Raw genomic sequence first — 22,352 nt, forward strand, 5'->3', positions numbered from 1 at the left:
CAGGTGCCGTCCCCCACGGGGGCAGCACCGTCAGACCGGAGTAAAAGATCATGACTACAGCACCCCCTGCCGCCTCACGAGGCAGGGCCCGCCGCAGCCGGAGCGACAGCCGGCTCGGCGACAGCATCTTCTTCAACCTCTCCCGAGGGTCGGGCATCCTCCTGCTGGTCATCATGGCCGCCATCGCAGGCTTCCTCGCCTACCGCTCGGGCATCGCGCTGTCCAAGAACGAAGGCAACTTCCTCACCACCTTCGAGTGGAACCCGGACGCCCCCGAGCCGGTCTTCGGCATCGCCGTCCTGACCTTCGGCACCATCGTCAGCGCGCTGATCGCCATGGTGATCGCCGTACCGGTCGCGGTCGGCATCGCCCTGTTCATCTCGCACTACGCGCCGCGCCGCATCGCGCAGCCCTTCGCCTACCTGGTCGACCTGCTCGCGGCCGTCCCCAGCATCGTCTACGGCCTGTGGGGCGTGCTCTTCCTGGTCCCGCACATGGACGGCCTGACCGCCTGGATGGACCAGTACCTCGGCTGGACCTTCGTCTTCGACCAGACCCAGGCCGGCGTCACCCCGCGCAACCTGTTCACCGTCGGCATCCTGCTGGCGATCATGGTCCTGCCGATCATCACCGCGGTCTCCCGCGAGGTCTTCCGGCAGGTTCCGCGGATGCACGAGGAGGCGGCCCTCGCCCTCGGCGCCACCCGCTGGGAGATGGTCCGCACCGCCGTCCTGCCGTTCGGCCGGCCCGGCATCATCTCCGCCTCGATGCTCGGCCTCGGCCGCGCCCTCGGCGAGACCATCGCGGTGGCGATCGTGCTCTCCGCCAACAGCATCCTGTCGCTGCACGTCCTCGACCCCGGCGGCGGCACCTTCGCGCAGAACATCGCGCTCAAGTTCAACGAGGCCCAGCCGTTCGGCCGCGACGCCCTGATGGCTTCCGGCCTGGTCCTCTTCGTCATCACCCTGCTGGTGAACGGCGCCGCCCGACTGATCATCGCGCGCCGCAAGGAGTACTCGGGGGCCAACGCATGAGTGCCGCAACGACGATTGCCGACGCGGCTCCGCAGATGCGCCGCGACCTGACCACCGCCCGGCTCCCCAAGTGGGCCCCGGCCGGCGTCGCCGTCCTCGCCATCGGCCTCGGCTGCGCCATCGGTGCCGGCGCCGGGCTCGCCAGCCACATCCAGTGGGGCCTGATCGCCGCAGCGCTCTTCGTGGTGCTGAGCTACGGGCTCTCCGCCCGCGTCGAGGGCCGCCGCCAGGCGAAGGACCGGCTGGCCACCTCCGTGGTCTGGGTCGCCTTCATCCTGGCCGTCGTGCCGCTGGCCGCGCTGACGATCTACACCGTCCAGCAGGGTCTGGAGGTGCTCGATGCGGACTTCCTGACGCACTCCATGAAGAACGTGATCTCCTCCGGCCCGGGCGGCGGCATCTACCACGCGCTGATCGGCACCCTGGAGCAGGTCCTGCTGGCCACCCTGATGGCCGCCCCCGTCGGCCTGATGACCGCCGTCTACCTGGTGGAGTACGGCCGCGGCACGCTCGCCAAGTGGGTCACCTTCTTCGTCGACGTGATGACGGGTGTCCCGTCGATCGTCGCCGGTCTGTTCATCCTCTCGCTCTGGAACATCCTGCTCGGGTTCGACTACTCGGGTTTCTCCGGCAGCCTCGCACTGGCCATCCTGATGATGCCGGTCGTCGTCCGCTCCACCGAGGAGATGCTCAAGCTGGTCCCGAACGAGCTGCGGGAGGCCTCGTACGCCCTCGGCGTGCCCAAGTGGAAGACCATCCTGCGGATCGTGCTGCCGACCGCGATCGGCGGCATCACCACCGGCGTGATGCTGGCCGTCGCCCGCATCACGGGCGAGACCGCCCCGGTGATGATGCTGGTGTTCGGCGCGGACGCGATCAACAACGACCCGTTCAACGGACCGCAGCAGTCGCTGCCGCTGTACATCTGGCAGCAGTACTCGATGGTCAACAACGACTTCGGCTACGCCCGTGCCTGGGGTGCCGCGCTGGTGCTGATCTTCTTCGTGATGGGGCTCAACCTCGTCGCGCGGGGCATCGCCCGCTGGCGCTCGCCCAAGGGCGGACACTGACCCGACTGACGTACGAGACGAGAGAAGACGAAAGATCATGGCCAAGCGCATCGACGTCAGCGGACTGTCCGCCTACTACGGAGCCACCCGCGCCATCGAGGACATCTCGATGACCATCGAACCCCGCTCCGTGACGGCCTTCATCGGCCCGTCCGGCTGCGGCAAGTCCACCTTCCTGCGCACCCTCAACCGGATGCACGAGGTCATCCCCGGCGCCCGCGTCGAGGGCAAGGTGATGCTGGACGACGAGAACCTGTACGCGAGCAACATCGACCCGGTCGCCGTCCGCCGCTCGATCGGCATGGTTTTCCAGCGGCCGAACCCCTTCCCGACCATGTCCATCTACGACAACGTCGTGGCGGGCCTCAAGCTGGCGGGCGTCCGGAAGAAGACCGTGCTGGACGGCGTCGTCGAGAAGTCCCTCAAGGGCGCCAACCTCTGGAACGAGGTCAAGGACCGGCTGAACAAGCCGGGTGCCGGCCTCTCCGGCGGCCAGCAGCAGCGCCTCTGCATCGCCCGCGCCATCGCGGTAGAGCCCCAGGTCCTGCTGATGGACGAGCCCTGCTCGGCCCTCGACCCGATCTCCACCCTCGCCATCGAGGACCTGATCGGCGAGCTGAAGTCGCAGTACACCATCGTGATCGTCACCCACAACATGCAGCAGGCGGCCCGCGTCTCCGACCGCACCGCCTTCTTCAACCTGGCCGGCGTCGGCCAGCCGGGCAAGCTGATCGAGCTGGACGACACCCAGCGGATCTTCTCCAACCCGTCCGTCCAGGCGACCGAGGACTACATCTCCGGCCGCTTCGGCTGACCGGCCCGGGCTCCCCGGAGCCCCACCGAGCACTTCGCGGCGCTGCATGGCGGTGCCGCCGCGAAGTACGCAGGGCCCGCCCCCGTGATGTGGGGGCGGGCCCTGCACCCTTATCGGGGCGGGTCCTGCGCCGCGGCCTGCGCGTCAGAGGAACAGCAGGTCCACGACGCCGTACATCGCGGCGGCCACCAGGGCGGCCGCCGGCATGGTGATGAACCAGCCGAGCACGATGTTCTTGGCCACGCCCCAGCGCACCGCGCGGATCCGCTTGGTGGCACCCACACCCATGATCGCCGAGGTGATCACGTGGGTGGTGGAGATCGGCGCCGCGTAGACGAACGAGGTGATGTACATGACGGTCGACGCCGTGGTCTCGGCGGCGAAGCCCTGCGGCGGGTCCAGCTCGATGATCTTGCGGCCGAGCGTCCGCATGATCCGCCAGCCGCCCGCGTAGGTGCCCAGCGACAGCATCGTCGCGCAGGAGATCTTCACCCAGATCGGGATGTCGCTGGTGCTCTGGTGCCCCGAGATGGTGAGCGCCATCACCACGATGCCCATGGTCTTCTGGGCGTCCTGCAGACCGTGCGCCAGCGCCATGGCGGCGGCCGAGGCGGTCTGCGCGACCCGGAAGTTGCGCTTGGCGCGGTGCGGGTTGGCCCGGCGGAAGATCCACAGGATGCCCAGCATCACCAGGAAACCGCCGATCAGGCCGACCACCGGCGAGACCACCATCGGAATGATGATCTTGTCGACGACGCCGTTCCAGATCACCTCGGTGCCGCCCGCCAGCGCCGCACCCACCAGGCCGCCGAACAGCGCGTGCGAGGAGGACGAGGGAAGACCGAAGTACCAGGTGACCAGGTTCCAGGTGATCGCGCCGACCAGCGCGGCGAACAGGATCGCCATGCCCTGGCTGCCCGAGGGCGTCTCGATGATGCCGCTGGACACCGTGTGCGCCACCCCAGAACCGAGGAAGGCACCGGCGAGGTTCATGACCGCGGCCATCGCCAGCGCCGCCCGGGGGGTCAGCGCCCGGGTCGAGACCGAGGTGGCGATCGCGTTCGCGGAGTCGTGGAAGCCGTTGGTGTAGGTGAAGAAGAAGGCCACGCCGATGACGGCGATCAGTGCTGCCGTGTCCACGGAGGTCAGGACTCCTTGACCGCGATGGTCTCCACCGTGTTCGCCACGTGCTCGAACGCGTCGGCCGCCTCTTCCAGGACGTCGACGACCTGCTTCAGCTTGAGCACCTCGATCGCGTCGTACTGGCCGGAGAAGAGGTGCGCCAGCAGCTTGCGGTGAATCTGGTCGGCCTGGTTCTCCAGCCGGTTGACCTCGATCCAGTACTCGGTGAGGTTCTGCATCGAGCGCAGGTTGGGCATCGCCTCGGCAGTCAGCTCGGCCGCCCGGGCCAGCACCTCGATCTGCTGCTCCACGCCCTTCGGCAGCGTCTCGATGTCGTAGAGGACGACCAGGTCGACGGCCTCCTCCATGAAGTCCATGATGTCGTCCAGCGAGCCGGCGAGGCTGTAGATGTCCTCGCGGTCGAAGGGCGTGATGAAGGAGGAGTTCAGCTGGTGGAAGATCGCATGGGTGGTGTCGTCGCCGGCGTGCTCGGCGGCGCGCATGCGCTCGACGATCTCCGCGCGGGCCGACACGTCTGATCCCAGCAGTTCCAGCAGGAGCTTCGACCCGACGACGAGGTTCTCCGCTGCAGCGGCGAACATGTCGTAGAAGCTCGTCTCCTTCGGGGTCAGGCTAAAACGCACGGAAATCTCCGATGTGCGGGGTAGGGACTGAACGACTCTAGGCGCTCGTCGTCCCGGGCGTGCAAACGGGGTTGTTGATCCGGTTTCCCAGTCTGGCGGAACCCGAACCCGTTTGCTCCTGCCGTGCACGGGGAGATCCGGGCCGCCGCCCGGACGGTGGAACACGCAGGAAGCCCCGGGTGTTGGACACTGGAGGTCCAGGGACGGCGAGCAGGAGACAGAGGCGGGCCGGATGACCACGATTCAGACGCGCACCGGGCACACCACCACCCCCGACACCGCGGCCGAGACCGACACCCCCGACACCGCGGCCGGGGGCGACGACATCACCGCGGAGGCGGGGGCGGCGCACCCGCACGGGCCGCACGGCTACAGCGCGCAGAAGAGCGAGCACCTCAAGCGGCTCCGCCGGATCGAGGGCCAGATCCGCGGCCTGCAGCGGATGGTCGACGAGGACGTCTACTGCATCGACATCCTCACCCAGGTCTCCGCCGGCACCAAGGCCCTCCAGGCCTTCGCCCTCTCGCTGCTCGAGGAGCACCTGCGGCACTGCGTGGCCGCGGCCGCGGATCAGGGCGGCGCCGAGCTGGACGACAAGGTCGCCGAGGCGACCGCGGCCATCTCCCGGCTGCTGCGCACCTGAGGGGCGGTCACCGGGCCGCGGCCGTACGGAAGCTCCGGCCGGCCGCCCCAGGCCGGTGACTCCCGGTCGGCGGCCCGGGCCACGGCTCGCGCCGGCGGCCTGCGTGCGACGGGTTCAGTCCGTGGCGGCCGAGGCCCCCGGCCCGTCCGGCAGCGGCGCCGCCGGAACCCGGTCGAGCAGCACCCGGTCGATCTGCTCGGTGGCCAATTTCTCGTCGGAGCTGGCCGATGCGGCGATCATGAGCTCACCGGCCAGCTCGATCTCGTCGAGCGCGGTCTTGTCGTGGCCGCCCGCGCGGCCGTCCGAGGATGACACCTGCACCACCCCTCCAGCGCCGCCTCCCGGCCAGGGCGGCGGTACCCGCCTTCCAGGGTAGGGAGGTACGGGCCCGCACCGTATGGCACGGACGGGTCATCTCTTCGGCCACAGGCACTATGTGCCGTGGCCCGTCACTTGGCAGGCGCCGAGGCCTTGGGCGAGTAGATGTCGGAGGCAGCGGGCTCGGCGGCCTCCACCGGCCCTCCGAAATCGGCCAGTGCTGTGGTCGAGACCACCTTCACCTGGTCCTTGGCCTCCTTCGAACCGGCCACCCCGGCGAAGGAGAAGGTCTCCACCACCTTGCGCAGCCGGCCCTGGGCGTCCAGCCACGCCTCGTAGGGCACCTGCTTCACGGTGAAGGTCTGGGCGGCCATCCGCAGGCCGTCCGCGCCGCGGCCGCCGGTGGCCTCGGCGGCCTTGGCGAGGTCCAGGGTGCCCTTGTAGTGCTTCAGCTCGGTGCCGTCGACCGTCTCGGTGCCGACCAGCTCGGCGGACTCCGCCCCGCGCAGGGCACCCGCGGCACTGGCCGGGTCGGTCGCCCCGCTGCTGACCAGGTTGCCGTCCGGGAGCTGCCGGACGTCCAGCTTGACCCACTTGCCCGCGGGCACCTTCGCGCCGCTGTTCTGCAGGTAGACCGAGCCCGGCAGGACGACCTCCCGGATGGTGCCGGTGGTGGCCGCGCCGGGCGGCACGGTGATCTCCAGGGTGCCGATCCGCTTCACGTAGTCGTACCCGCCGGTGCCCTTGAAGACCGCCTTCTTGTCCGCGGACTCCGTGGTCAGCTCGGTGGTGGTCCGCGCCGAGCCCGTCCGGCCGGTGATGTCGGCGGCGGAGCGCACCGCCGTCAGCGGGTCCGCGGAGAGCACGTCCGCAGAGCCGCTCTGCGATCCTCCGCCGCCGCCGGAGCAGGCGGACAGGGCGGCGGCCAGCGCCACCGCCGCAGCGGCGGAACGGACGGGCTTCAGCTTCTTCACGATCGACACAACCCCCTCGGGCCCCGATGCCCGGCAAGCAGCCACCCCGGATGGGCAGAGCTCTCCAGGGCCCAACGAGCCGATGCCGCCCGGGTTACGGTCGTCCCGGCGTACGGAATCGGGCGCGCGCCCCTGTCGCCGGGCGATACGGTGAAGCACGTGCGCAGTGAGCTCCCGACGGGGCCCGGAGGGGCCCCGTCCACCGTCCACCGGGTGGCGGTCGAAGAACGTGGATCGTTCTGTTTCGCCCATTGCAGCTGCGGCTGGTTCGCCCCGGGGCGGCGCTCCCGGGACCGGGCCCGGAGGGATGCCGACGAGCACCTGCGCGCCGACGGGGACGACTGACCGCACCGGGTCGGGCGCAGGAGGACAAGGTGCCCGGGGCGGGGCGGGGCGGGGCGGGCAGGGCTCAGGCGGCCAGGTCGGACTCGGCGGCCGGATCCTCGGCCTCGGCGTGCTCGCGCCGACGGCGGGAGCGCCCGGCACCGCCGCGGTCGCCGCGGCGGGCGGCGGTCACCAGCGGTGCGGCGGCCGTCCGGGTCAGCGCGTGGCAGAACGGGACGAGCACCGCCATCGCCAGCGGCGCCAGCAGCAGCACCACCGCGGTGGCCAGCGCGAAGCCGCCGATCACGTCGGTCGGGTAGTGCACGCCCATGTACATCCGGCAGAAGCCCTGCAGCAGCGCCAGCCCGCCGGCGACCAGCCCGAGCCGTCGGTTGACCAGCAACAGGGCGACGGCGATGCCCATGGACATCGCGGAGTGGTCGCTGACGAAGGAGAGGGTGCCCTCCTTGCCCTCCACCAGGACCTCGAGCTCGGGGTGGTCGACGAACGGCCGGGGGCGGTCGACGATCGCGGAGATCGGCAGGTTCGCCACCTCTGCGATGGCCACCGCGAGCGGCGCCCAGAGCAGGCCGGCCACCGCCACCGGGGCGTCCGGCCGCTTGCGGGCCTGCAGCCAGGCGGTGATGCAGACGGCGGCGAGGCCGAGCAGGATGCCGTACTCGCCGATCCAGGAGACCGCGGAGTCCAGCCAGTCGGGGGCGGACTTCGCCATGCCGTTGACGGCCCGGAGCAGGCCCAGGTCGGGGTTGCCCGTGTCGGCGAGCAGCGTCGACACGCCACACCTCCCTCTCTGTGTTCAGCGCACTGCGGGTGCTCCGTCAGCACCGGGCACAACGTCGCGGGCAGGCCGCACGGTTCCACGGGAACCGCGCGTTACGGAAACTTGACCCACCGTCCACCGTCCGCCCACAGTCGGGCGGAGCGGCAGGTCAGCTGCCTGCCGGAGCCCGGCCGCCGCTGATCGTACCGTCGGCGTTGCGGACCGGGAGAGCTGCGGCCCCGTCCGGGGTGACCCGGGTCGCGCCGATGTAGTCGCGCTGGTCGATGCGGTCGTAGCGGATCACCGCACCGGTGTGCGGGGCGTCGATCATGTAGCCGCCGCCGACGTAGATGCCGACGTGGTGGATCGAGCGCGGGTCGTTGAGGTCGTTCGCGAAGAAGACCAGGTCGCCGGGGCGGAGCTGGTCCCTGGAGGGGTGCTCGCCGGCGTACCACTGGTCGTTGGCGACCCGCGGCAGGGTGATGCCGACGCTGGCGAACGCGGCCTGGGTGAGGCCCGAGCAGTCGAACCGCCCCTTCTGCGAGGGCAGGCCCTCGCCGCCCCACAGGTACGGCGTGCCGAGCTTGGTCTGGGCGAAGTAGATCGCCCCGGCGGCCTGCGAGGAGAGCCCGACGGCCGCCCTCGGGGCGGGAGCGGTGAAGCTGCGGGCGAGCGACTGGATGTTCTTCACATAGCCCTGGGTCTCCCGGTACGACGGGATGCCGCCCGACTTGATGACCGCGTACGGGCCTGCGTTGTAGGCGGCGAGCATGTTCGCCTGGCGGTCGCCGGGCACCTTGGAGACATCCTTGGCGAGGGCGCAGTCGTAGGTGGCGGCCGAGGCGATGGCGTCCGCAGGGTCCCAGATGTCGCGTCGGCCGTCACCGTTCGCGTCGACCCCGTAGGTCGCCCAGGTGCCCTCCAGGAACTGCGCCATGCCGTACGCCTTGGCGGGGCTCTTGGCGGTCGGGTCGAATCCGCTCTCCTGGTACAGCTGTGCCGCGAGCATCGGGGGAGAGATCTCGGGGCAGAGGGTGCCCCATTTCTCGATCAGCGGACGGTAGGCGGCGGGCACCGTGCCGGAGGAGATCGCGAGATTGTTGGCACCCGACCGGGGCGTGCCGCTGGCGGCGAACGTCCCCACCGTGACCAGGCCGACGAAACCGACCGTCACCACCGCTGCAGCGGCGGCCGCCGCGCCCGCTCTGCGGAGTACCATCTGCACCATCCCCGACGTGGCGTCAGTTGCGAGTGTCCCGGAAGCCATTGCCCAGCGCAATCAACACAGATACGAAGAGTGAGCGGTATCCTTCGTACGGTGGACATCCTGTCGTACGTGTCCCATGCCTCACGACCAATCCGCGAGATATAGCCAAGTCGACATCAGATCTGGCCAAGAATAGGTCCTGCCCCTTCGCGAAGCCGTGCTCCGGGGCCTTGAATTTGCCTGATCGGGCGGTGAGATGGAATGAACCTGAGCAGCGTGGACAACAAGGTGGTCGGCTACCTGGCCGAGGACCCACCCAAGAAGGCCAACATCGACACCATCATCGGCGGCATCGCCCCGGACTGGGGGCCGTTCGCGAGCCTCGGCTCCGAGGCGCGGGTGATGGTCGAGGTCGTGATGGCGGTCGCCATCCTGGCCTGCCTCGCCATCGCGGTCTGGGGGGCCGCGAAGCAGCGCATCGGCGCCACCGCGATGCGGGACACGTTCAGTGCCGAGCAGGGCAAGGGACTGATCATCGCAGGATTGACCGGCGTGTTCATCATCGGATCGCTGGGCACCCTGTTCACCATTGTCTACGGCATGGCGATCTGACGATCGTACGGATCGGATAGTCATACCGGCAGGGCGGCCATGCGTCTCTGCCGGTGCAGTCGTGTTCGCGCTACCGGGGCCCCGCGGGGCTCCCCGCACCAGGAGGGCCGCCGTGCCGTTGTCCGACGACCAGCCGCACACCCGTACGCGGCTGCCGGTCGGCGAACAGCCCTCCCACCAGACCGCACGTCAGCCGAGACCCGTCCGCACCCTGCTGACCGTCCTGCTCGTGGTCACCCTGCTGGTGATCGCCATCTCCATCGCCAACCGCGGCAAACCCGACCCCTCCTCCGGCACCGGCGCCACCGGCTCCGGCGACAACGCCGCACCCAGCGCCGCCGCCACCGCCCCGACCGGCACCCGGCCCGTCGACACCACCGCCAACGGCATCGCCAACGGCTTCCCGCACACCGACCAGGGTGCGCAGTCCGCCGCCGCCAACTACGCCACCGCACTGGGCTCCGCGGAGATGTTCCAGACCGCCGCCCGCCACGGCATCGTCGACACCCTCGCCGACCCGACCGTCACCGACCGGCTCCAGCAGCGCCTCGACGCCGCCTTCACCACCGAGAACAACGCCCGCTTCGGCCTCGACGCCCAGGGCAAGGCCCCCAAGGGCCTCACCTTCGTCAGCCGGACGGTGCCCGTCGGTACGCGGACGGCCAACTACGCCGACACCGCGACGAAGGTGGAGGTGTGGTGCACCGGGCTGCACGGCCTCGCCGGCGAGAGCTCGACCAGGCCCGTCGCCCAGGACTGGTACACACTCACCGTCACCATGCGCTGGAACGGCAGTGACTGGAAGGTGACCGACTTCGACCGGGCCGCGGGCCCTGCCCCCGTCCCGGGTGATCAGCAGGCCGCCACGGCCCAGGAGATCACTGACGCAGTCCAGAGGTTCGGAGGCTTCCGCTATGCGCGGTGACGGCTCGATGCGATTCTTCGTCCGCAGGGCCGGTGCGCTCGGCGGTGCCCTGGCGGTCCTTCAGACGACCGCCCTGCTCACCGCCCAGCGGGTGTTCGCGGACCCGACGCCCTCGCCCACGCCGTCGCCGTCGGCCTGTACGGGCCAGGGCGGCGCCGACTGGCTCGGTGGCAACAAACTCTGCCCGCCGCCGGACGCGACCGTCATCCCCGGTACCGGAGCCGTCGGAACGGCGACCGACCCGCTCGGGTCGTTGGCCAAGGGGTGTGCGCAGGCGGCCGCCTGGGTGGTGCGCAAGCTGTCCGGGGCGATCGACGGCACCACGCAGGTGGACTTCACCAACGCCGCCTTCCTGCAGCAGTACGCGGTGGTCTTCGCCGGTTCGACCATCATCACGCTGGTGCTGTGGCTGCTGGCGGTGACCAAGCGGGCGGTCCGCGGGGCCCCGCTGGGCCAGGCGATCTCGGAGGCGATCGGCTTCCTCTGGCTGACGGTGGTGGCCTCGGCGTTCACCCCGCTGATCCTCTACACGGTGGTCTCCGCCACGGACGGCCTGACGGCGGCGATCTCGGCCGGCACCAAGTCGGACACCGGCACCTACCTGGGCGGCTTCGCGGACACCCTGGAGAAGGGCACCCTCGGCGGCGGCCCGCTGATCCTGATCATCGTGTCGCTGGTGGCGGTGCTCGCCGCGGCGGTGCTCTGGATCGAGCTGCTGATCCGGGCGGCGATGCTCTACGTGGGTGCGCTGCTCGGCACGGCCGTCTACGCGGGGCTGGTCGACAAGCAGCTGTGGAAGCACGTCCGCCGCTGGGCCGGCCTGATGCTGGCGGTGGACCTGGCCAAGCCGATCATCGTGATCATCCTGGGCCTGGCCGGCGCGGTCGCCACCGGGGCCGGGGCGAACGACGACTTCGCCCGGGTGCTGTCCGGGCTGGCCATCCTCTTCCTGTCGATCTTCGCCAGCACCGCCGTCTACCGCTTCGTGCCGGGCTTCGGCGACGAGCTGCAGCAGATGCACCGGGCCCGGGCGAGTGCGGTGTCGGCCGGATCGGCGATGATCAACGGCCCGGCGAACCTGGTGAAGCAGGGCATCTCCGCGCACGGGTCGCGCGGCGGCCCGCAGACCGCCAACGCCTCGTCCGGTTCGGGCGGCGGTTCGGTGGCGCCCGGCATCGCCGCGCACGCCGGCCGCACCCCCGGGCCGCCCGCCCCAGCCCCCGGCTCCGGCCAGCAACCCCACGAAGGGAGGGTGACGGGTGAGCAGCGAACCGCTCGGCCAGTTCGGCGCCCAGTACGCCCAGCCGTACGTGCACCAGCGCCGCACCTATCTGATCGGCAAGTCCCGGCCGAACGCGCCGATCGGGCGCAACCGGGAGTCCGGCGAGATCGTGCTGATCATCTTCGGCGCCTTCCTCGGCATGATGTGGGGTCTGCTGATGCCGATCCTGCCGCTGCGGATCGCCGGCCTGGTGGGCCTCCCGCTGCTGGCGATCATGGCCGTGTACGTGCCGTACCGCCGCCGCACCTTCTACAAGTGGGTGGAGATCAACCGCACCTACCGGCGCACCGTGCGCAGCGGCCGGGCGGTCTGGAAGTCCGACGTGATCGACGCCGGCACCCGGCTGGACGGCCGTGAGGTGGAGGTCGGCCCGCCGCCCGGCGTCGGCCGGCTGCGCTGGCTGTCCGCGCCGTTCGGGCCGGACGAGGTCGGCGTGCTGATGCACCTGGAGCGCCGCACCGTCACCGCCGCGATTGAGATCGAGGGCCCGGGCGTCGGCCTGCGCGACTCGGAGGACCAGGAGGCACTGGTCGACCGGTTCGGCACCCTGCTCAAGCACGTGGCCAACGGCGACGGCTTCGTGACCCGGCTGCAGATGCTGGCCAGGACGCTGCCCGCCGACCCGGACGCGCACGCCAAGGACGTGGAGCGCCGCGGCGACCACGAGGCGCCGCGCTGGCTCCAGGAGTCGTACGACCAGCTGCAGTCGATGGTGTCGACCTCCTCGGAGCAGCACCGGGCGTACCTGGTCGCCTGCATGCACTACACCCGCGACCTGGCGGCCGAGGCGCACGCGATGGGCCGTACGGCCGACGGGCGGCGGCAGCGCGACGACGAGGGCCTGGCGACGGTGATGGCCCGTGAGCTCACCGACATCTGCGCCCGGCTGGCCGAGGCGGACATCCGGGTCCGCCAGCCGCTGGGCCAGGCCCGGCTGGCCTCGCTGGTGCACTCGATGTACGACCCGGACCACCAGATCGACCACATCCAGGCGATGAGCCGGCGCAACGCCTGGCCGGCCGAGCTGGACGCCACGCACCCGCAGTACCTGGCGGCGAAGACCCGGGAGTCGGCGACCCGCGAGCCCTGGTGCCACGCCACGGCCTGGGTCAAGGAGTGGCCGCTGACCCCGGTCGGCGTGAACTTCCTGGCGCCGCTGCTGGTGCACACCCCGGACGTGATCCGCACGGTGGCCGTCACCATGGACCTGGAGCCGACCGACGTGGCCATCGAGCGGATGCTCACCGAGAAGACCAACGACGAGGCGGAGGCCAACCGCGCCGCCAAGATGAACCGCACCGTCGACCCGCGCGACCTGGCCCACACCGGCCGTGTCGACCAGCGCGGCGACGACCTCGCCTCCGGCGCGGCCGGCGTCAACCTGGTCGGGTACATCACGGTCTCGGCCCGCAGCCCCGAGGCGCTGGCCCGGGACAAGCGGACCATCCGCGCCTCGGCCGGCAAGAGCTACCTCAAGCTGGAGTGGTGCGACCGCGAGCACCACCGGGCGTTCGTCAACACGCTGCCGTTCGCGACCGGCATCCGCCGCTGAGGGAGGGGACACCGTGATCGGCAACCTCACCGACGCCTTCACCAGCCTGATGTTCGGCAAGGTGGAGACCACCCGCCTGCCCGTGCGCACGTCCACCGGCCAGGCCCAGGCGGTCTACCTGCCGACGGCGGCGCCCGGCCTGGGCGACTCCGGCGTGATCATCGGCCGCGAGGTGTACAGCGGCAAGGGCTACGTCTACGACCCGTTCCAGCTGTACGGCCAGCAGCTGCCGGCCCCGCACTGGCTGGTCCTCGGCGAGTCCGGCAACGGCAAGTCGGCGCTGGAGAAGACGTACGTGCTGCGCCAGCTGCGCTTCCGTGACCGGCAGGTCGTGGTGCTGGACGCGCAGGGCGAGGACGGCGTCGGCGAGTGGAACCTGATCGCCAACGCGCTGGGCATAAAGTCGATCCGGCTCGACCCGATGGCGGCCCGCGACGGCGGCGTGAAGCTCAACCCGCTCGACCCGTCGATCACCACCACCGGCCAGCTGTCGCTGCTGCGCACCATCATCGAGGTGGCGATGGGGCGGGCGCTGGAGGAGCGGGCCGGCTTCGCGCTGAAGGCCGCGCACGCCCATGTGCACGCCACGGTGAAGGACCGCCAGCCCGTGCTGGACGACATCATCACCACCCTGCGCAACCCCGACCTGTCCTCGGTGGAGTCGCTCGGGGTCGGCGTCGGCGACGTGCAGTCCTGGGGCCTGGACGTCGCCCTGGTGCTGGACCGGCTGGTCGACGGCGACCTGCGCGGCATGTTCGACGGGCCGACCACGGCCGGCATCGACCTGGACGCGCCGCTGATCGTCTTCGACCTGTCGCACATCGACCGGAACTCCATCGCGATGCCGATCCTGATGGCGATCGTCGGCGTGTGGCTGGAGCACACCTGGCTGCGGCCGGACCGGGTGAAGCGGATCTTCCTGGTGGAAGAGGCCTGGCACATCATCAACAGCCCGTTCGTCGCACAGCTCTTCCAGCGGCTGCTGAAGTTCGGCCGCCGGCTCGGCCTGTCCTTCGTGGCGGTCGTCCACCACCTCTCCGACGTGGTGGACGGCGCGGCCGCCAGGGAGGCCTCGGCGATCCTGAAGATGGCCTCCACCCGTACCGTCTACATGCAGAAGGCCGAGGAGGCGAGAGCCACCGGCCGGGTGCTGGGCCTGCCCAGATGGGCGGTGGAGATCATCCCGACCCTCTCCCCCGGCATCGCCGTCTGGGACGTCAACGGCAACGTCCAGGTGGTGAAGCACATCATCACCGAGGCCGAGCGGCCGCTCGTCTACACCGACCGCGCCATGACCGAGGACGCCGTCGCCGAACGCCAGCGCGCCGAACAGCAACTGGCCGCCGAGCCGCTGATCTGATCCGGCCGCCGGGGCCCACCGCACCCCGGCCGCCGGGCGTCACGCCCGCGGGTCGGGTGCGCGACCCGTTCTCCATGCGGGCGACAGAGCACCCGAGTACCGCCGATCAACATCCCGTCAGCAGCAGGAAACCCTCCCGTTACGTCAGAGGACCTGACAGCTACGCGCGTTGACTCTAGGCTTCACTGGTCATGCACAATGGCCCCGGCGTCGCCGGGCCCCAGACGGTGCGGGGGTACCCTCATGTCCACATCCGGTCGGACCGGCAGATACCGCCGGACGGCGCTCGCCGCCGCGGCGGCCGCCGGCCTCGTCGGCACGCTGTTCGTGCCGAGCGTCGCCGAGGCGCACGGCCACCACAAGCCGAAGGTCGAGGACCTCCAGCTCCTCGCCATCAACGACTTCCACGGCAACCTGGAGCCCCCGGCGGGCTCCTCCGGCACCATCAAGGAGGTCGACCCGGCGACCGGGCAGGTCGTCTCCACCCCGGCCGGCGGCGTCGAGTACCTGGCCACCGCCCTGCGCGAGGCCCGCAAGGGCCACCGCAACACCCTCACCGTCGCCGCCGGCGACATCGTCGGCGCCAGCCCGCTCCTCTCGGGCCTGTTCCACGACGAGCCGACCGTCGAGGCGATGAACAAGCTCGGCCTGGACGTCACCAGCGTCGGCAACCACGAGTTCGACGAGGGCGCCAAGGAACTGCTCCGCCTGCAGAACGGCGGCTGCCATCCGACCGACGGCTGCTACACCAAGGGCCGCAAGTTCAAGGGCGCCGAGTTCGAGTACCTGGCCGCCAACGTCACCAACGAGAAGACCGGCCGCCCGATCCTCGACCCGTACTGGATCGCCAATGTGCACGGCGAGAAGGTCGGCTTCATCGGCGTCACCCTGGAGGGCACGCCGAACATCGTCACCGCCGCGGGCGTCAAGGGCCTGAAGTTCGGCGACGAGGTCGAGACCATCAACAAGTACGCGGCCCAGCTCAAGCGCAAGGGCGTCAACGCGATCGTCGCGCTGATCCACGAGGGCGGCTTCCCGGCGTCGACCACGTACAACTACGACTGCGGCGCGGGCGGCTCCGGCGTCTCGGGCCCGATCGTCGACATCGCGAAGAACATCGACCCCGCGGTCGGTGCGATCGTCACCGGCCACACCCACAACGCGTACGCCTGCGCCATCCCGGACAAGAACGGCGTGCCGCGCTCGGTCACCAGCGCCGCCTCCTTCGGGCGCCTGTACACCGAGATCAACCTGCAGATCGACAAGCGCTCGGGCGCGATCGTCCGCCCGTCGGTCACCGCCGCCAACCACGTGGTGCGCCGCACCGTCGCCAAGGCGCCGGACATGACCAAGCTGATCGACGGCTACAACAAGCTGGCCGCCCCGATCGCCAACCGCCCGATCGGCTACATCTCGGCCGACATCAACGGCCGCGGCTCCGCCGACCTCGAGAAGCCGCTCGGCGACGTCATCGCCGACGCCCAGCTGGCCGGCATGGCGCCCGCCGACAAGGGCGGCGCCCAGATCGCCTTCATGAACCCGGGCGGCATCCGCTCGGACCTGGTCTACAAGGCCTCCGCGGCCGAGGGCGACGGCGTGGTGACCTACGGCGAGGCGTTCACCGTCCAGCCGTTCACCAACATGATGCAGGTCAAGACGCTCACCGGTGCCCAGATCGTCCAGCTGCTCCAGCAGCAGGTCAGCGGCCCGAACGACGCTGCGCCGAAGATCCTGCAGGTCTCCAAGGGCTTCACCTACACCCTGGACATGACCAAGACCGGCGCCGCCCGCGTGGTCGTCTCCTCGGTCAAGCTCAACGGCACCGCGATCGACCCGGCCGCCTCCTACCGGGTCGCCGCCAACGAGTTCCTGGCGGGCGGCGGCGACGGCTTCCCGGCCTTCGCCGCGGGCACCAACACCCTGGTCGGCCCGGCCGACCTGGAGCTGTTCAACGCCTACCTGGCCGCCAACAGCTCGGCCTCCGCGCCGCTGGCCGTCCCGGCCCGCGACCGGATCACCCTGGTCGGCCCCGGCACCGACAAGGACTGACGCACCGCCGGCACGAGCCGCGGAGGGCGGGGCACCTGAGGGGGTGTCCCGCCCTTCGCCGTTCCCCGGTCACTCCGGGGCGGTCGGGCTGCCCGGTCACTCAGGGCGGTCGGGCTGCCCGGGCAGGACGACGCTCGCCAGCGCCCCCGGGCCGCCGTCCGCCGCGGGGCCGAGGGCCACCTCGCCGCCGGTGTCCCGGACGGTCTGCGCCACGATCGACAGCCCCAGCCCGGAGCCGGGCAACTGCCGCGAGGACGGCGAGCGCCAGAACCGGTCGAAGACGTACTGCAGCTCGTCCTGCGGGATGCCAGGGCCGTGGTCGCGGACGGTCAGCCGGCCGTCTATCAACGACACGTCCACGGCGCCGCCGGGCGGGCTGTACTTCACCGCGTTGTCCAGCAGGTTGATCACCGCCCGCTCCAGCGCCGCCGCGTCCCCGTGCACGTACCAGGGGTGGACGGCGAGGTTGAAGACCAGGCCGGGCCCGCGCAGCCGGGCCCGCTCCACCGCCCGCCCGGCGATCTCGTGCAGGGCGACCACGGCGAGGTTCTGACCGGGCTTCGGCGAGTCCGGGCGGGACAGCTGCAGCAGGTCGCCGATCAGCAGGGTCAGTTCCTGCATCTGGGCCTTCATGTTGCCGAGCAGCCGGGTGCGGGTGTCCGCCGGCAGCGGGCGCCCGGTCTCGTCGCTGCGGATCAGCAGGTCGACGTTGGTGCGCAGCGAGGTCAGCGGGGTGCGGAGCTCGTGCCCGGCGTCGGCGATCAGCCGGGTCTGCCGCTCGCGGGAGTTGAGCAGCGCGGTGGACATCGAGTTGAACGAGGTGGACAGCCGGGCGATCTCGTCCTTGCCGTGGACGGGGATGGTGGTGCCGACCTCCTCGGTACGGGCGATGTGCTCCACCGCGTCGCTCAGCCGGTCGACCGGCTTGAGCGCCGACCTGGCCACGATCCGCCCGGCGACCCCGGCCAGCACCACACCGCCCGCGGCGACGCCGATCAGGATGAAGGCGAGTTCGCGCAGCGAGTCCTGGACGTCGCTGACTCCCTCGGCGACCAGCTGCACGTACTGGCCGGTGACCCCGTCGACGGTGAGGGTCACGGAGGAGCGCCGCACCATGGCGGGGGAGCCGTCCAGATACTCGCCGTCGCGGAAGGTCGTGCCGTGGGTGCCGAGCACGGACAGGTCCGAGGGACTGGTCTTGATCGCCCGTTCGCTGGAGAGCGGGAAGCAGATCGAGCCGTCGGCGGCGATCAGTTGGACGTCCCACCGGTTGGGCTGGGGGTTGCGGCGGTTTTCGGGATCGGCCGCAGCGGCCGTGGCGGCCCGCTCCAGCGCGGTCCGGGCGTCGTCCCCGCACGCGATGAGCCGCTGCTGCGGGCCGACCAGCACCGGTGGCGCGTTGCGGAGGTTGTTCCGCACCTGCTGGTAGAGCCGGTCCCTGACGAGGAACCAGCAGGCCAGGGCGGACAGGGCGATGGCCACCGCGACGGCGGCTGCGGTGAGTACGGCCAGCCGGCTCCGCAGTGATCGGCCGCGGAACCACCCAGTGAGCCGGCCGACCGCCTTCACGCCGCCGCGCCGCTGGCGGGCCGCAGCGCGTAGCCGACGCCGCGCACGGTCTGGATGAGCCGGGGCATGCCGCCCTGCTCGGTCTTCCGCCGCAGGTACATGACGTAGACGTCGAGCGAGTTGGAGGACGGCTCGAAGTCGAAGCCCCAGACGGCCTTGAGGATCTGCTCCCGGGTCAGCACCTGCCGCGGGTGGGAGAGGAACATCTCCAGCAGCATGAACTCGGTGCGGGTGAGTTCGATCGGCCGGCCGGCCCGGGTGACCTCGCGGGTGGCGGTGTTCATCCGCAGGTCGGCGAAGGCGAGCACCTCGCCCTCGTCCTCGGCGGAGGCGGCGCGGGCGGCGGCCTCGCTGGCGAGGGCGCTGCGGCGGAGCAGGGCGCGGACCCGGGCGAGGAGTTCGTCGAGCTCGAAGGGCTTGGCGAGGTAGTCGTCGGCACCGACGTCGAGGCCGGTGACGCGGTCGCCGACGGCGTCCCGGGCGGTGAGCATGAGCACCGGGGCGGTGTCGCCGCGGGAGCGCATCCGGCGCACCGCGGTGAGGCCGTCCATCCGCGGCATCATGATGTCGAGCAGGACCAGGTCGGGCTTGTCGCGCTCGACCGCCTCCAGGGCCTCGAAGCCGTCGGTGGCGGTGGTGACCTCGTAGCCCTCGAAGGCGAGGCTGCTCTCCAGGGCGTCCCGCAGGGCGGGCTCGTCGTCGACCACCAGGAGCCGGGCGGTGCTGCTGCCCACGGGCTCGGCGGGGATGCGGTCGTCGGCGGGGGGCGTCATGGGCTCGGGCCCTTTCTGGCTTTCGTGGGGGCGGTGTCGTGGGGGTGCTGCCATTGTCCTGCGGGAGGTGCTTTCCCGTGGGAGTGTGCGGTTACAGGTTCTGGCCGGACTGCATCTTCGGCAGGACCTGCTTGACGTCGTCGATCGGGATGGCGAAGCCGAGGCCGACGCTGCCCGCGGTGCTGGAGTCGGCGGTGGAGTTGGAGCCGCTCGCCGAGTACATCGCGGAGTTGATGCCGATGACCTGGCCGCCGGCGTTGATCAGCGGGCCGCCGGAGTTGCCCGGGTTGAGTGCGGCGTCGGTCTGCAGGGCCTTGTAGGTGGCGGAGTCGCCGGAGGTGCCGGACCGACCTTCCAGGCCGGGCAGCCTGGGGAAGCCGAAGCCGCCGTTGCCGCTGGTGGAGTCCTCGTCGACCTGGACGGTGACCTCGCGGTTCTCGGCGCTGATGATGCCGGAGGTGACGGTGCCGGTGAGGCCCTCCGGGTTGCCGATGGCGACGACAGGGTCGCCGACCCGGACGGTGGCGGAGTCGCCGAGGACGGCCGGGGTGAGGCCGCTGACGCCGGAGGCGGTGATCACGGCGACGTCCAGCGACTTGTCGGTGCCGGTGACGGTGGCCTGGGCCGTTCTGCCGTTCTGGAAGGTGACGGTGGCCTGTCCGCCGTCCACGGCGCCGGCGATCACGTGGTAGTTGGTGAGGATCTGGCCGTTCGCGGTGAGGACGACGCCGGTGCCGGTGGCGGTGCCGCTGCCGTCCTTGACGGTGATCTGGACGACGCTGGGGGAGACCGCGCCGGCGATCGCGGTGACGTCGGCGGTGCCGTCGGACTTCGCGGCGACCGGGGAGACCAGGGTGCTGGAGGCGCTGCTCCCGCCGTCCCCGGCCCGGGCGACGGCGCCGCCGACGACCCCGCCGAGCAGGGCCGCGCCGACGGCGACGGCCGCGGCCAGGGCGAGCCGTCCGCGCAGGAAACCGCGGCGGGCGTGCGCGCCGGAGGAGGACGCCGGGGGCACCGCGCCGGGGCCCTCGGGCGGGGTGGGCGGCTCGGGGGCGTCCGCGAAGGCCGCGGCGTACGGCGGAGCCTGCCCGTCGGCGGCGACGGGGCCGGCCCGTACCCCGTGGCCTGCTGTGCGTCGGCGAGGTGCGCGGTCGGCGGATGGGCCGGCTGCCCGGGGTGGGCGGAGGGCCACACCAGGTGGCCGTCGGAGGTGCGGTACGGGTCGTCGCTGCTGCGGTACTGGTCGCTCATGGCAACCACGTTCCGCCCGCCGCATGAACGGTTGATGAGAACGCGCTCAGAACGCTCCGAGAAGCCCGTCAGGTTCTCATAAAGCCTGGTCAGGCAGTGGGCGCGGGCTCCTCGCCGGAGCAGCCGCAGGAACGCCGCACGACCAGGCGCGATTCGAACTTCCGCACCCGCTCGGTGTCCGATCCGGGCACCATCAGCGAGTCGTCGAGCACCAGGTCGACGGCGGCGCGGGCCATGGCGTCGCGGTCGGAGGCGACGGTGGTCAGCGGCGGGTCGGCGAGGGCGGCCTCGGGCACGTCGTCGAAGCCGGCGACGGCGAGGTCCTCGGGCACCCGCAGGCCGACCTCGCGGGCGGCCCGCAGCACGCCGATCGCCTGGTCGTCGGTGGAGCAGAAGATCGCCGGCGGTCGGTCGGGCGAGCGCAGCAGCTCCAGCGCGACCTCGTAGGCGCCGTACCGGTGGAAGGGGGCGTCGACCAGGTGCTGCTCGGTCGGCAGGCCGTGCGCGGACATGGCGCGCTGCCAGCCCTCGACGTGGTCGATGACCGGGTCGCCGGGCGCGGGGGACTCGACCGGGCCGCCGAAGCAGACCACGTACGGGTGGCCGTGCACCTCCAGCAGGTGGCGGACGGCGAGCTCGGAGCCGCCGACGTCGTCGGTGACCACGGCGACGTCGTCGATGGCCTCGGGCCGGCGGTGCAGCAGCACGACCTTGGCGCCCTCCATCGCCGCGAACTCCTCGGCGGCGCGCTGCGAGGGGCCCTGGCTGACCAGGATCAGACCGGCCACCCGCATGCCGAGGAAGGCCCGGACGTAGTGGACCTCGCGGTCGTCGACGTAGTCGGAGTTGCCGATCAGGACGAGCTTGCCGCGCTCGGAGGCGGCCCGTTCCACGGCGTGCGCCATCTCGGCGAAGAAGGGCTGCCGGGCGTCGGGGACGACCATGCCGATCAGGTTGGTGCGGCGCGAGGCCATCGCCTGGGCGACGCTGTTCGGCCGGTAGCCGAGCTGCTCGATCGCCGCGAGGACCTTCTCGCGGGTCGCCGGGGCGACCGGGCGGGGTCCGTTGTTGATCACGTAGCTGACGACCGCGGTCGAGGTCCCAGCCAGTCGGGCTACATCGTCGCGCGTCACCTTGGCCACGGAGGGAGTCTACGCGGGTGGCAGGTCGACGGTAGGAGGAGTCTCACGTACCGGCCGGTCGGTCGTGCCGGTACCCGCCCCTATCCGGACAAGCCGGGCGGCCGGCCCCGCAGGGCCGACCGCCCGGCACCGGTCGTCAGACCTCCTGGACGGCGGCGGAGCGCTGCTCGGCGCCGTGCCGCTCGCCCTTCTCGGGCTTCTCCGGAACGACGAAGCGGTAGCCGACGTTGCGCACGGTGCCGATCAGCTGCTCGTGCTCGACGCCGAGCTTGGCCCGCAGCCGCCGGACGTGGACGTCGACCGTCCGGGTGCCGCCGAAGTAGTCGTAGCCCCACACCTCCTGCAGCAGCTGGGCGCGGGTGAAGACCCGGCCGGGATGCTGCGCGAGGTACTTCAGGAGTTCGAACTCCTTGAAGGTGAGGTCCAGCACCCGGCCCTTGAGCTTGGCCGAGTAGGTCGCCTCGTCGACGGACAGGTCGCCGTTGCGGATCTCCATAGGGCTGTCGTCGGCGGTGACCTGGAGCCGGCCCATGGCGAGCCGGAGCCGGGCCTCGACCTCGGCCGGCCCCGCGGTGTCCAGCAGGACGTCGTCGATGCCCCACTCGGCGGTGACGGCGGCCAGGCCGCCCTCGGTGACGATCAGGACGAGCGGGCAGCCGATGCCGGTGGAGCGCAGCAGCTGGCAGAGGCTGCGGATCTGCGGCAGGTCGCGCCGCCCGTCGACCAGGATGACGTCGGCGCTGGGGGTGTCGACCAGGGCCGATCCCTCGGCCGGGGCGACCCGGACGTTGTGCAGCAGCAGCCCGAGCGCGGGCAGTACTTCGGCGGACGGCTGCAGGGCGTTGGTCAGCAGGAGGAGAGAACTCATACCCGGTAGTCCCCTTTCCGGGTCGTCGCGGTCGCACC

General features: G+C 71.3%; 20 protein-coding genes. 9 read left to right on the top strand and 11 right to left on the bottom strand.

The genetic code is table 11. The features are described 5' to 3' along the window. Positions 1-50: 50 nt before the first annotated feature. Genes pstC through pstB form a run of 3 tightly spaced genes read left to right on the top strand, consistent with a single transcriptional unit; the run spans position 51 to position 2,918 of the window. Positions 51-1,034, top strand: coding sequence for a phosphate ABC transporter permease subunit PstC (gene pstC / locus ACQ614_RS19980; protein WP_431679874.1), 984 nt, complete (start codon positions 51-53; stop codon positions 1,032-1,034). Continuing rightward, positions 1,031-2,104: a phosphate ABC transporter permease PstA gene (gene pstA, locus ACQ614_RS19985; protein ID WP_431679875.1), complete on the top strand. Its 1,074-nt coding sequence runs from the start codon at positions 1,031-1,033 to the stop codon at positions 2,102-2,104. The genes pstC and pstA overlap by 4 nt, the downstream gene beginning before the upstream one ends. 37 nt (positions 2,105-2,141) lie before the next feature. Beyond that, on the top strand, positions 2,142-2,918 hold the full coding sequence (gene pstB / locus ACQ614_RS19990; RefSeq protein WP_431679876.1) for a phosphate ABC transporter ATP-binding protein PstB: 777 nt from the start codon (positions 2,142-2,144) through the stop codon (positions 2,916-2,918). A gap of 144 nt (positions 2,919-3,062) precedes the next feature. On the opposite strand, the gene ACQ614_RS19995 is transcribed toward pstB, so the two are convergent. Then, positions 3,063-4,058, bottom strand: a complete 996-nt coding sequence (locus ACQ614_RS19995; RefSeq protein WP_431679877.1) for an inorganic phosphate transporter — start codon at positions 4,056-4,058, stop codon at positions 3,063-3,065. A gap of 5 nt (positions 4,059-4,063) precedes the next feature. Next, positions 4,064-4,684: a DUF47 domain-containing protein gene (locus ACQ614_RS20000; protein WP_363499639.1), complete on the bottom strand. Its 621-nt coding sequence runs from the start codon at positions 4,682-4,684 to the stop codon at positions 4,064-4,066. Positions 4,685-4,916: 232 nt separating this feature from the next. On the opposite strand from ACQ614_RS20000, the gene ACQ614_RS20005 reads away from it, so the two are divergent. Next, positions 4,917-5,327, top strand: a complete 411-nt coding sequence (locus ACQ614_RS20005) for a metal-sensitive transcriptional regulator (protein ID WP_431679878.1) — start codon at positions 4,917-4,919, stop codon at positions 5,325-5,327. Positions 5,328-5,441: 114 nt separating this feature from the next. On the opposite strand, the gene ACQ614_RS20010 is transcribed toward ACQ614_RS20005, so the two are convergent. The 4 genes from ACQ614_RS20010 to ACQ614_RS20025 form a co-directional block, all read right to left on the bottom strand. Next, positions 5,442-5,642 (bottom strand): hypothetical protein, encoded by a 201-nt coding sequence (locus ACQ614_RS20010; RefSeq protein WP_431679879.1) that lies wholly within the window; start codon positions 5,640-5,642, stop codon positions 5,442-5,444. A 134-nt stretch (positions 5,643-5,776) separates the two neighbouring features. Further along, positions 5,777-6,619 carry a hypothetical protein gene (locus tag ACQ614_RS20015; RefSeq protein WP_431679880.1) on the bottom strand — a complete coding sequence of 281 codons (843 nt, stop codon included), beginning with the start codon at positions 6,617-6,619 and terminating at the stop codon, positions 5,777-5,779. A gap of 409 nt (positions 6,620-7,028) precedes the next feature. Next, positions 7,029-7,739, bottom strand: a complete 711-nt coding sequence (locus tag ACQ614_RS20020; RefSeq protein ID WP_431679881.1) for a phosphatase PAP2 family protein — start codon at positions 7,737-7,739, stop codon at positions 7,029-7,031. Between the two features lie 154 nt (positions 7,740-7,893). Next, positions 7,894-8,943: an NlpC/P60 family protein gene (locus tag ACQ614_RS20025; protein ID WP_431679882.1), complete on the bottom strand. Its 1,050-nt coding sequence runs from the start codon at positions 8,941-8,943 to the stop codon at positions 7,894-7,896. A gap of 249 nt (positions 8,944-9,192) precedes the next feature. Between ACQ614_RS20025 and ACQ614_RS20030 the strand changes: the two genes are divergently transcribed. The 5 genes from ACQ614_RS20030 to ACQ614_RS20050 all read left to right on the top strand — a co-directional run bounded on the left by ACQ614_RS20030 (position 9,193) and on the right by ACQ614_RS20050 (position 16,711). Beyond that, positions 9,193-9,543, top strand: coding sequence for a hypothetical protein (locus tag ACQ614_RS20030; protein WP_363499627.1), 351 nt, complete (start codon positions 9,193-9,195; stop codon positions 9,541-9,543). 112 nt (positions 9,544-9,655) lie between these two features. Then, on the top strand, positions 9,656-10,468 hold the full coding sequence (locus ACQ614_RS20035) for a hypothetical protein (RefSeq protein WP_431679883.1): 813 nt from the start codon (positions 9,656-9,658) through the stop codon (positions 10,466-10,468). 1,310 nt (positions 10,469-11,778) lie between these two features. Then, on the top strand, positions 11,779-13,302 hold the full coding sequence (locus ACQ614_RS20040; protein ID WP_431679884.1) for an SCO6880 family protein: 1,524 nt from the start codon (positions 11,779-11,781) through the stop codon (positions 13,300-13,302). 49 nt (positions 13,303-13,351) lie between these two features. Further along, positions 13,352-14,662 carry an ATP-binding protein gene (locus tag ACQ614_RS20045; RefSeq protein WP_431683972.1) on the top strand — a complete coding sequence of 437 codons (1,311 nt, stop codon included), beginning with the start codon at positions 13,352-13,354 and terminating at the stop codon, positions 14,660-14,662. Positions 14,663-14,905: 243 nt separating this feature from the next. Beyond that, on the top strand, positions 14,906-16,711 hold the full coding sequence (locus ACQ614_RS20050; protein ID WP_431679885.1) for a bifunctional metallophosphatase/5'-nucleotidase: 1,806 nt from the start codon (positions 14,906-14,908) through the stop codon (positions 16,709-16,711). Positions 16,712-16,807: 96 nt separating this feature from the next. Here the strand turns inward: ACQ614_RS20050 and ACQ614_RS20055 are convergent, their stop codons facing one another. From ACQ614_RS20055 to ACQ614_RS20075, 5 genes are all read right to left on the bottom strand, one after another. Continuing rightward, positions 16,808-18,280, bottom strand: coding sequence for a sensor histidine kinase (locus ACQ614_RS20055; RefSeq protein ID WP_431679886.1), 1,473 nt, complete (start codon positions 18,278-18,280; stop codon positions 16,808-16,810). After that, positions 18,277-19,053, bottom strand: a complete 777-nt coding sequence (locus ACQ614_RS20060; protein WP_431679887.1) for a response regulator transcription factor — start codon at positions 19,051-19,053, stop codon at positions 18,277-18,279. Before ACQ614_RS20060 ends, ACQ614_RS20055 begins: the two co-directional genes overlap by 4 nt. A 91-nt stretch (positions 19,054-19,144) precedes the next feature. Further along, a complete protein-coding gene (locus ACQ614_RS20065; RefSeq protein ID WP_431679888.1) occupies positions 19,145-20,068 on the bottom strand; it encodes a S1C family serine protease in 924 nt (307 codons plus the stop codon). A gap of 325 nt (positions 20,069-20,393) precedes the next feature. After that, positions 20,394-21,446 (bottom strand): LacI family DNA-binding transcriptional regulator, encoded by a 1,053-nt coding sequence (locus tag ACQ614_RS20070; RefSeq protein WP_363499612.1) that lies wholly within the window; start codon positions 21,444-21,446, stop codon positions 20,394-20,396. A 136-nt stretch (positions 21,447-21,582) separates the two neighbouring features. Further along, positions 21,583-22,314 carry a response regulator transcription factor gene (locus tag ACQ614_RS20075; RefSeq protein ID WP_363488561.1) on the bottom strand — a complete coding sequence of 244 codons (732 nt, stop codon included), beginning with the start codon at positions 22,312-22,314 and terminating at the stop codon, positions 21,583-21,585. Positions 22,315-22,352: the final 38 nt, after the last annotated feature.

This window comes from Kitasatospora dryopteridis (genome assembly GCF_050749075.1).
Classification (GTDB): Bacteria; Actinomycetota; Actinomycetes; order Streptomycetales; family Streptomycetaceae; genus Kitasatospora.

Excerpts from the sequence above, each read along its gene's own strand:
- pstC (WP_431679874.1), top strand. The coding sequence starts at position 51 with ATGACTACAGCACCCCCTGCCGCCTCACGAGGCAGGGCCCGCCGCAGC.
- pstA (WP_431679875.1), top strand. The coding sequence starts at position 1,031 with ATGAGTGCCGCAACGACGATTGCCGACGCGGCTCCGCAGATGCGCCGC.
- pstB (WP_431679876.1), top strand. The coding sequence starts at position 2,142 with ATGGCCAAGCGCATCGACGTCAGCGGACTGTCCGCCTACTACGGAGCC.
- ACQ614_RS20005 (WP_431679878.1), top strand. The coding sequence starts at position 4,917 with ATGACCACGATTCAGACGCGCACCGGGCACACCACCACCCCCGACACC.
- ACQ614_RS20025 (WP_431679882.1), bottom strand. The coding sequence starts at position 8,943 with ATGGTACTCCGCAGAGCGGGCGCGGCGGCCGCCGCTGCAGCGGTGGTG.
- ACQ614_RS20030 (WP_363499627.1), top strand. The coding sequence starts at position 9,193 with ATGAACCTGAGCAGCGTGGACAACAAGGTGGTCGGCTACCTGGCCGAG.
- ACQ614_RS20045 (WP_431683972.1), top strand. The coding sequence starts at position 13,352 with ATGTTCGGCAAGGTGGAGACCACCCGCCTGCCCGTGCGCACGTCCACC.
- ACQ614_RS20050 (WP_431679885.1), top strand. The coding sequence starts at position 14,906 with ATGTCCACATCCGGTCGGACCGGCAGATACCGCCGGACGGCGCTCGCC.
- ACQ614_RS20060 (WP_431679887.1), bottom strand. The coding sequence starts at position 19,053 with ATGACGCCCCCCGCCGACGACCGCATCCCCGCCGAGCCCGTGGGCAGC.
- ACQ614_RS20075 (WP_363488561.1), bottom strand. The coding sequence starts at position 22,314 with ATGAGTTCTCTCCTCCTGCTGACCAACGCCCTGCAGCCGTCCGCCGAA.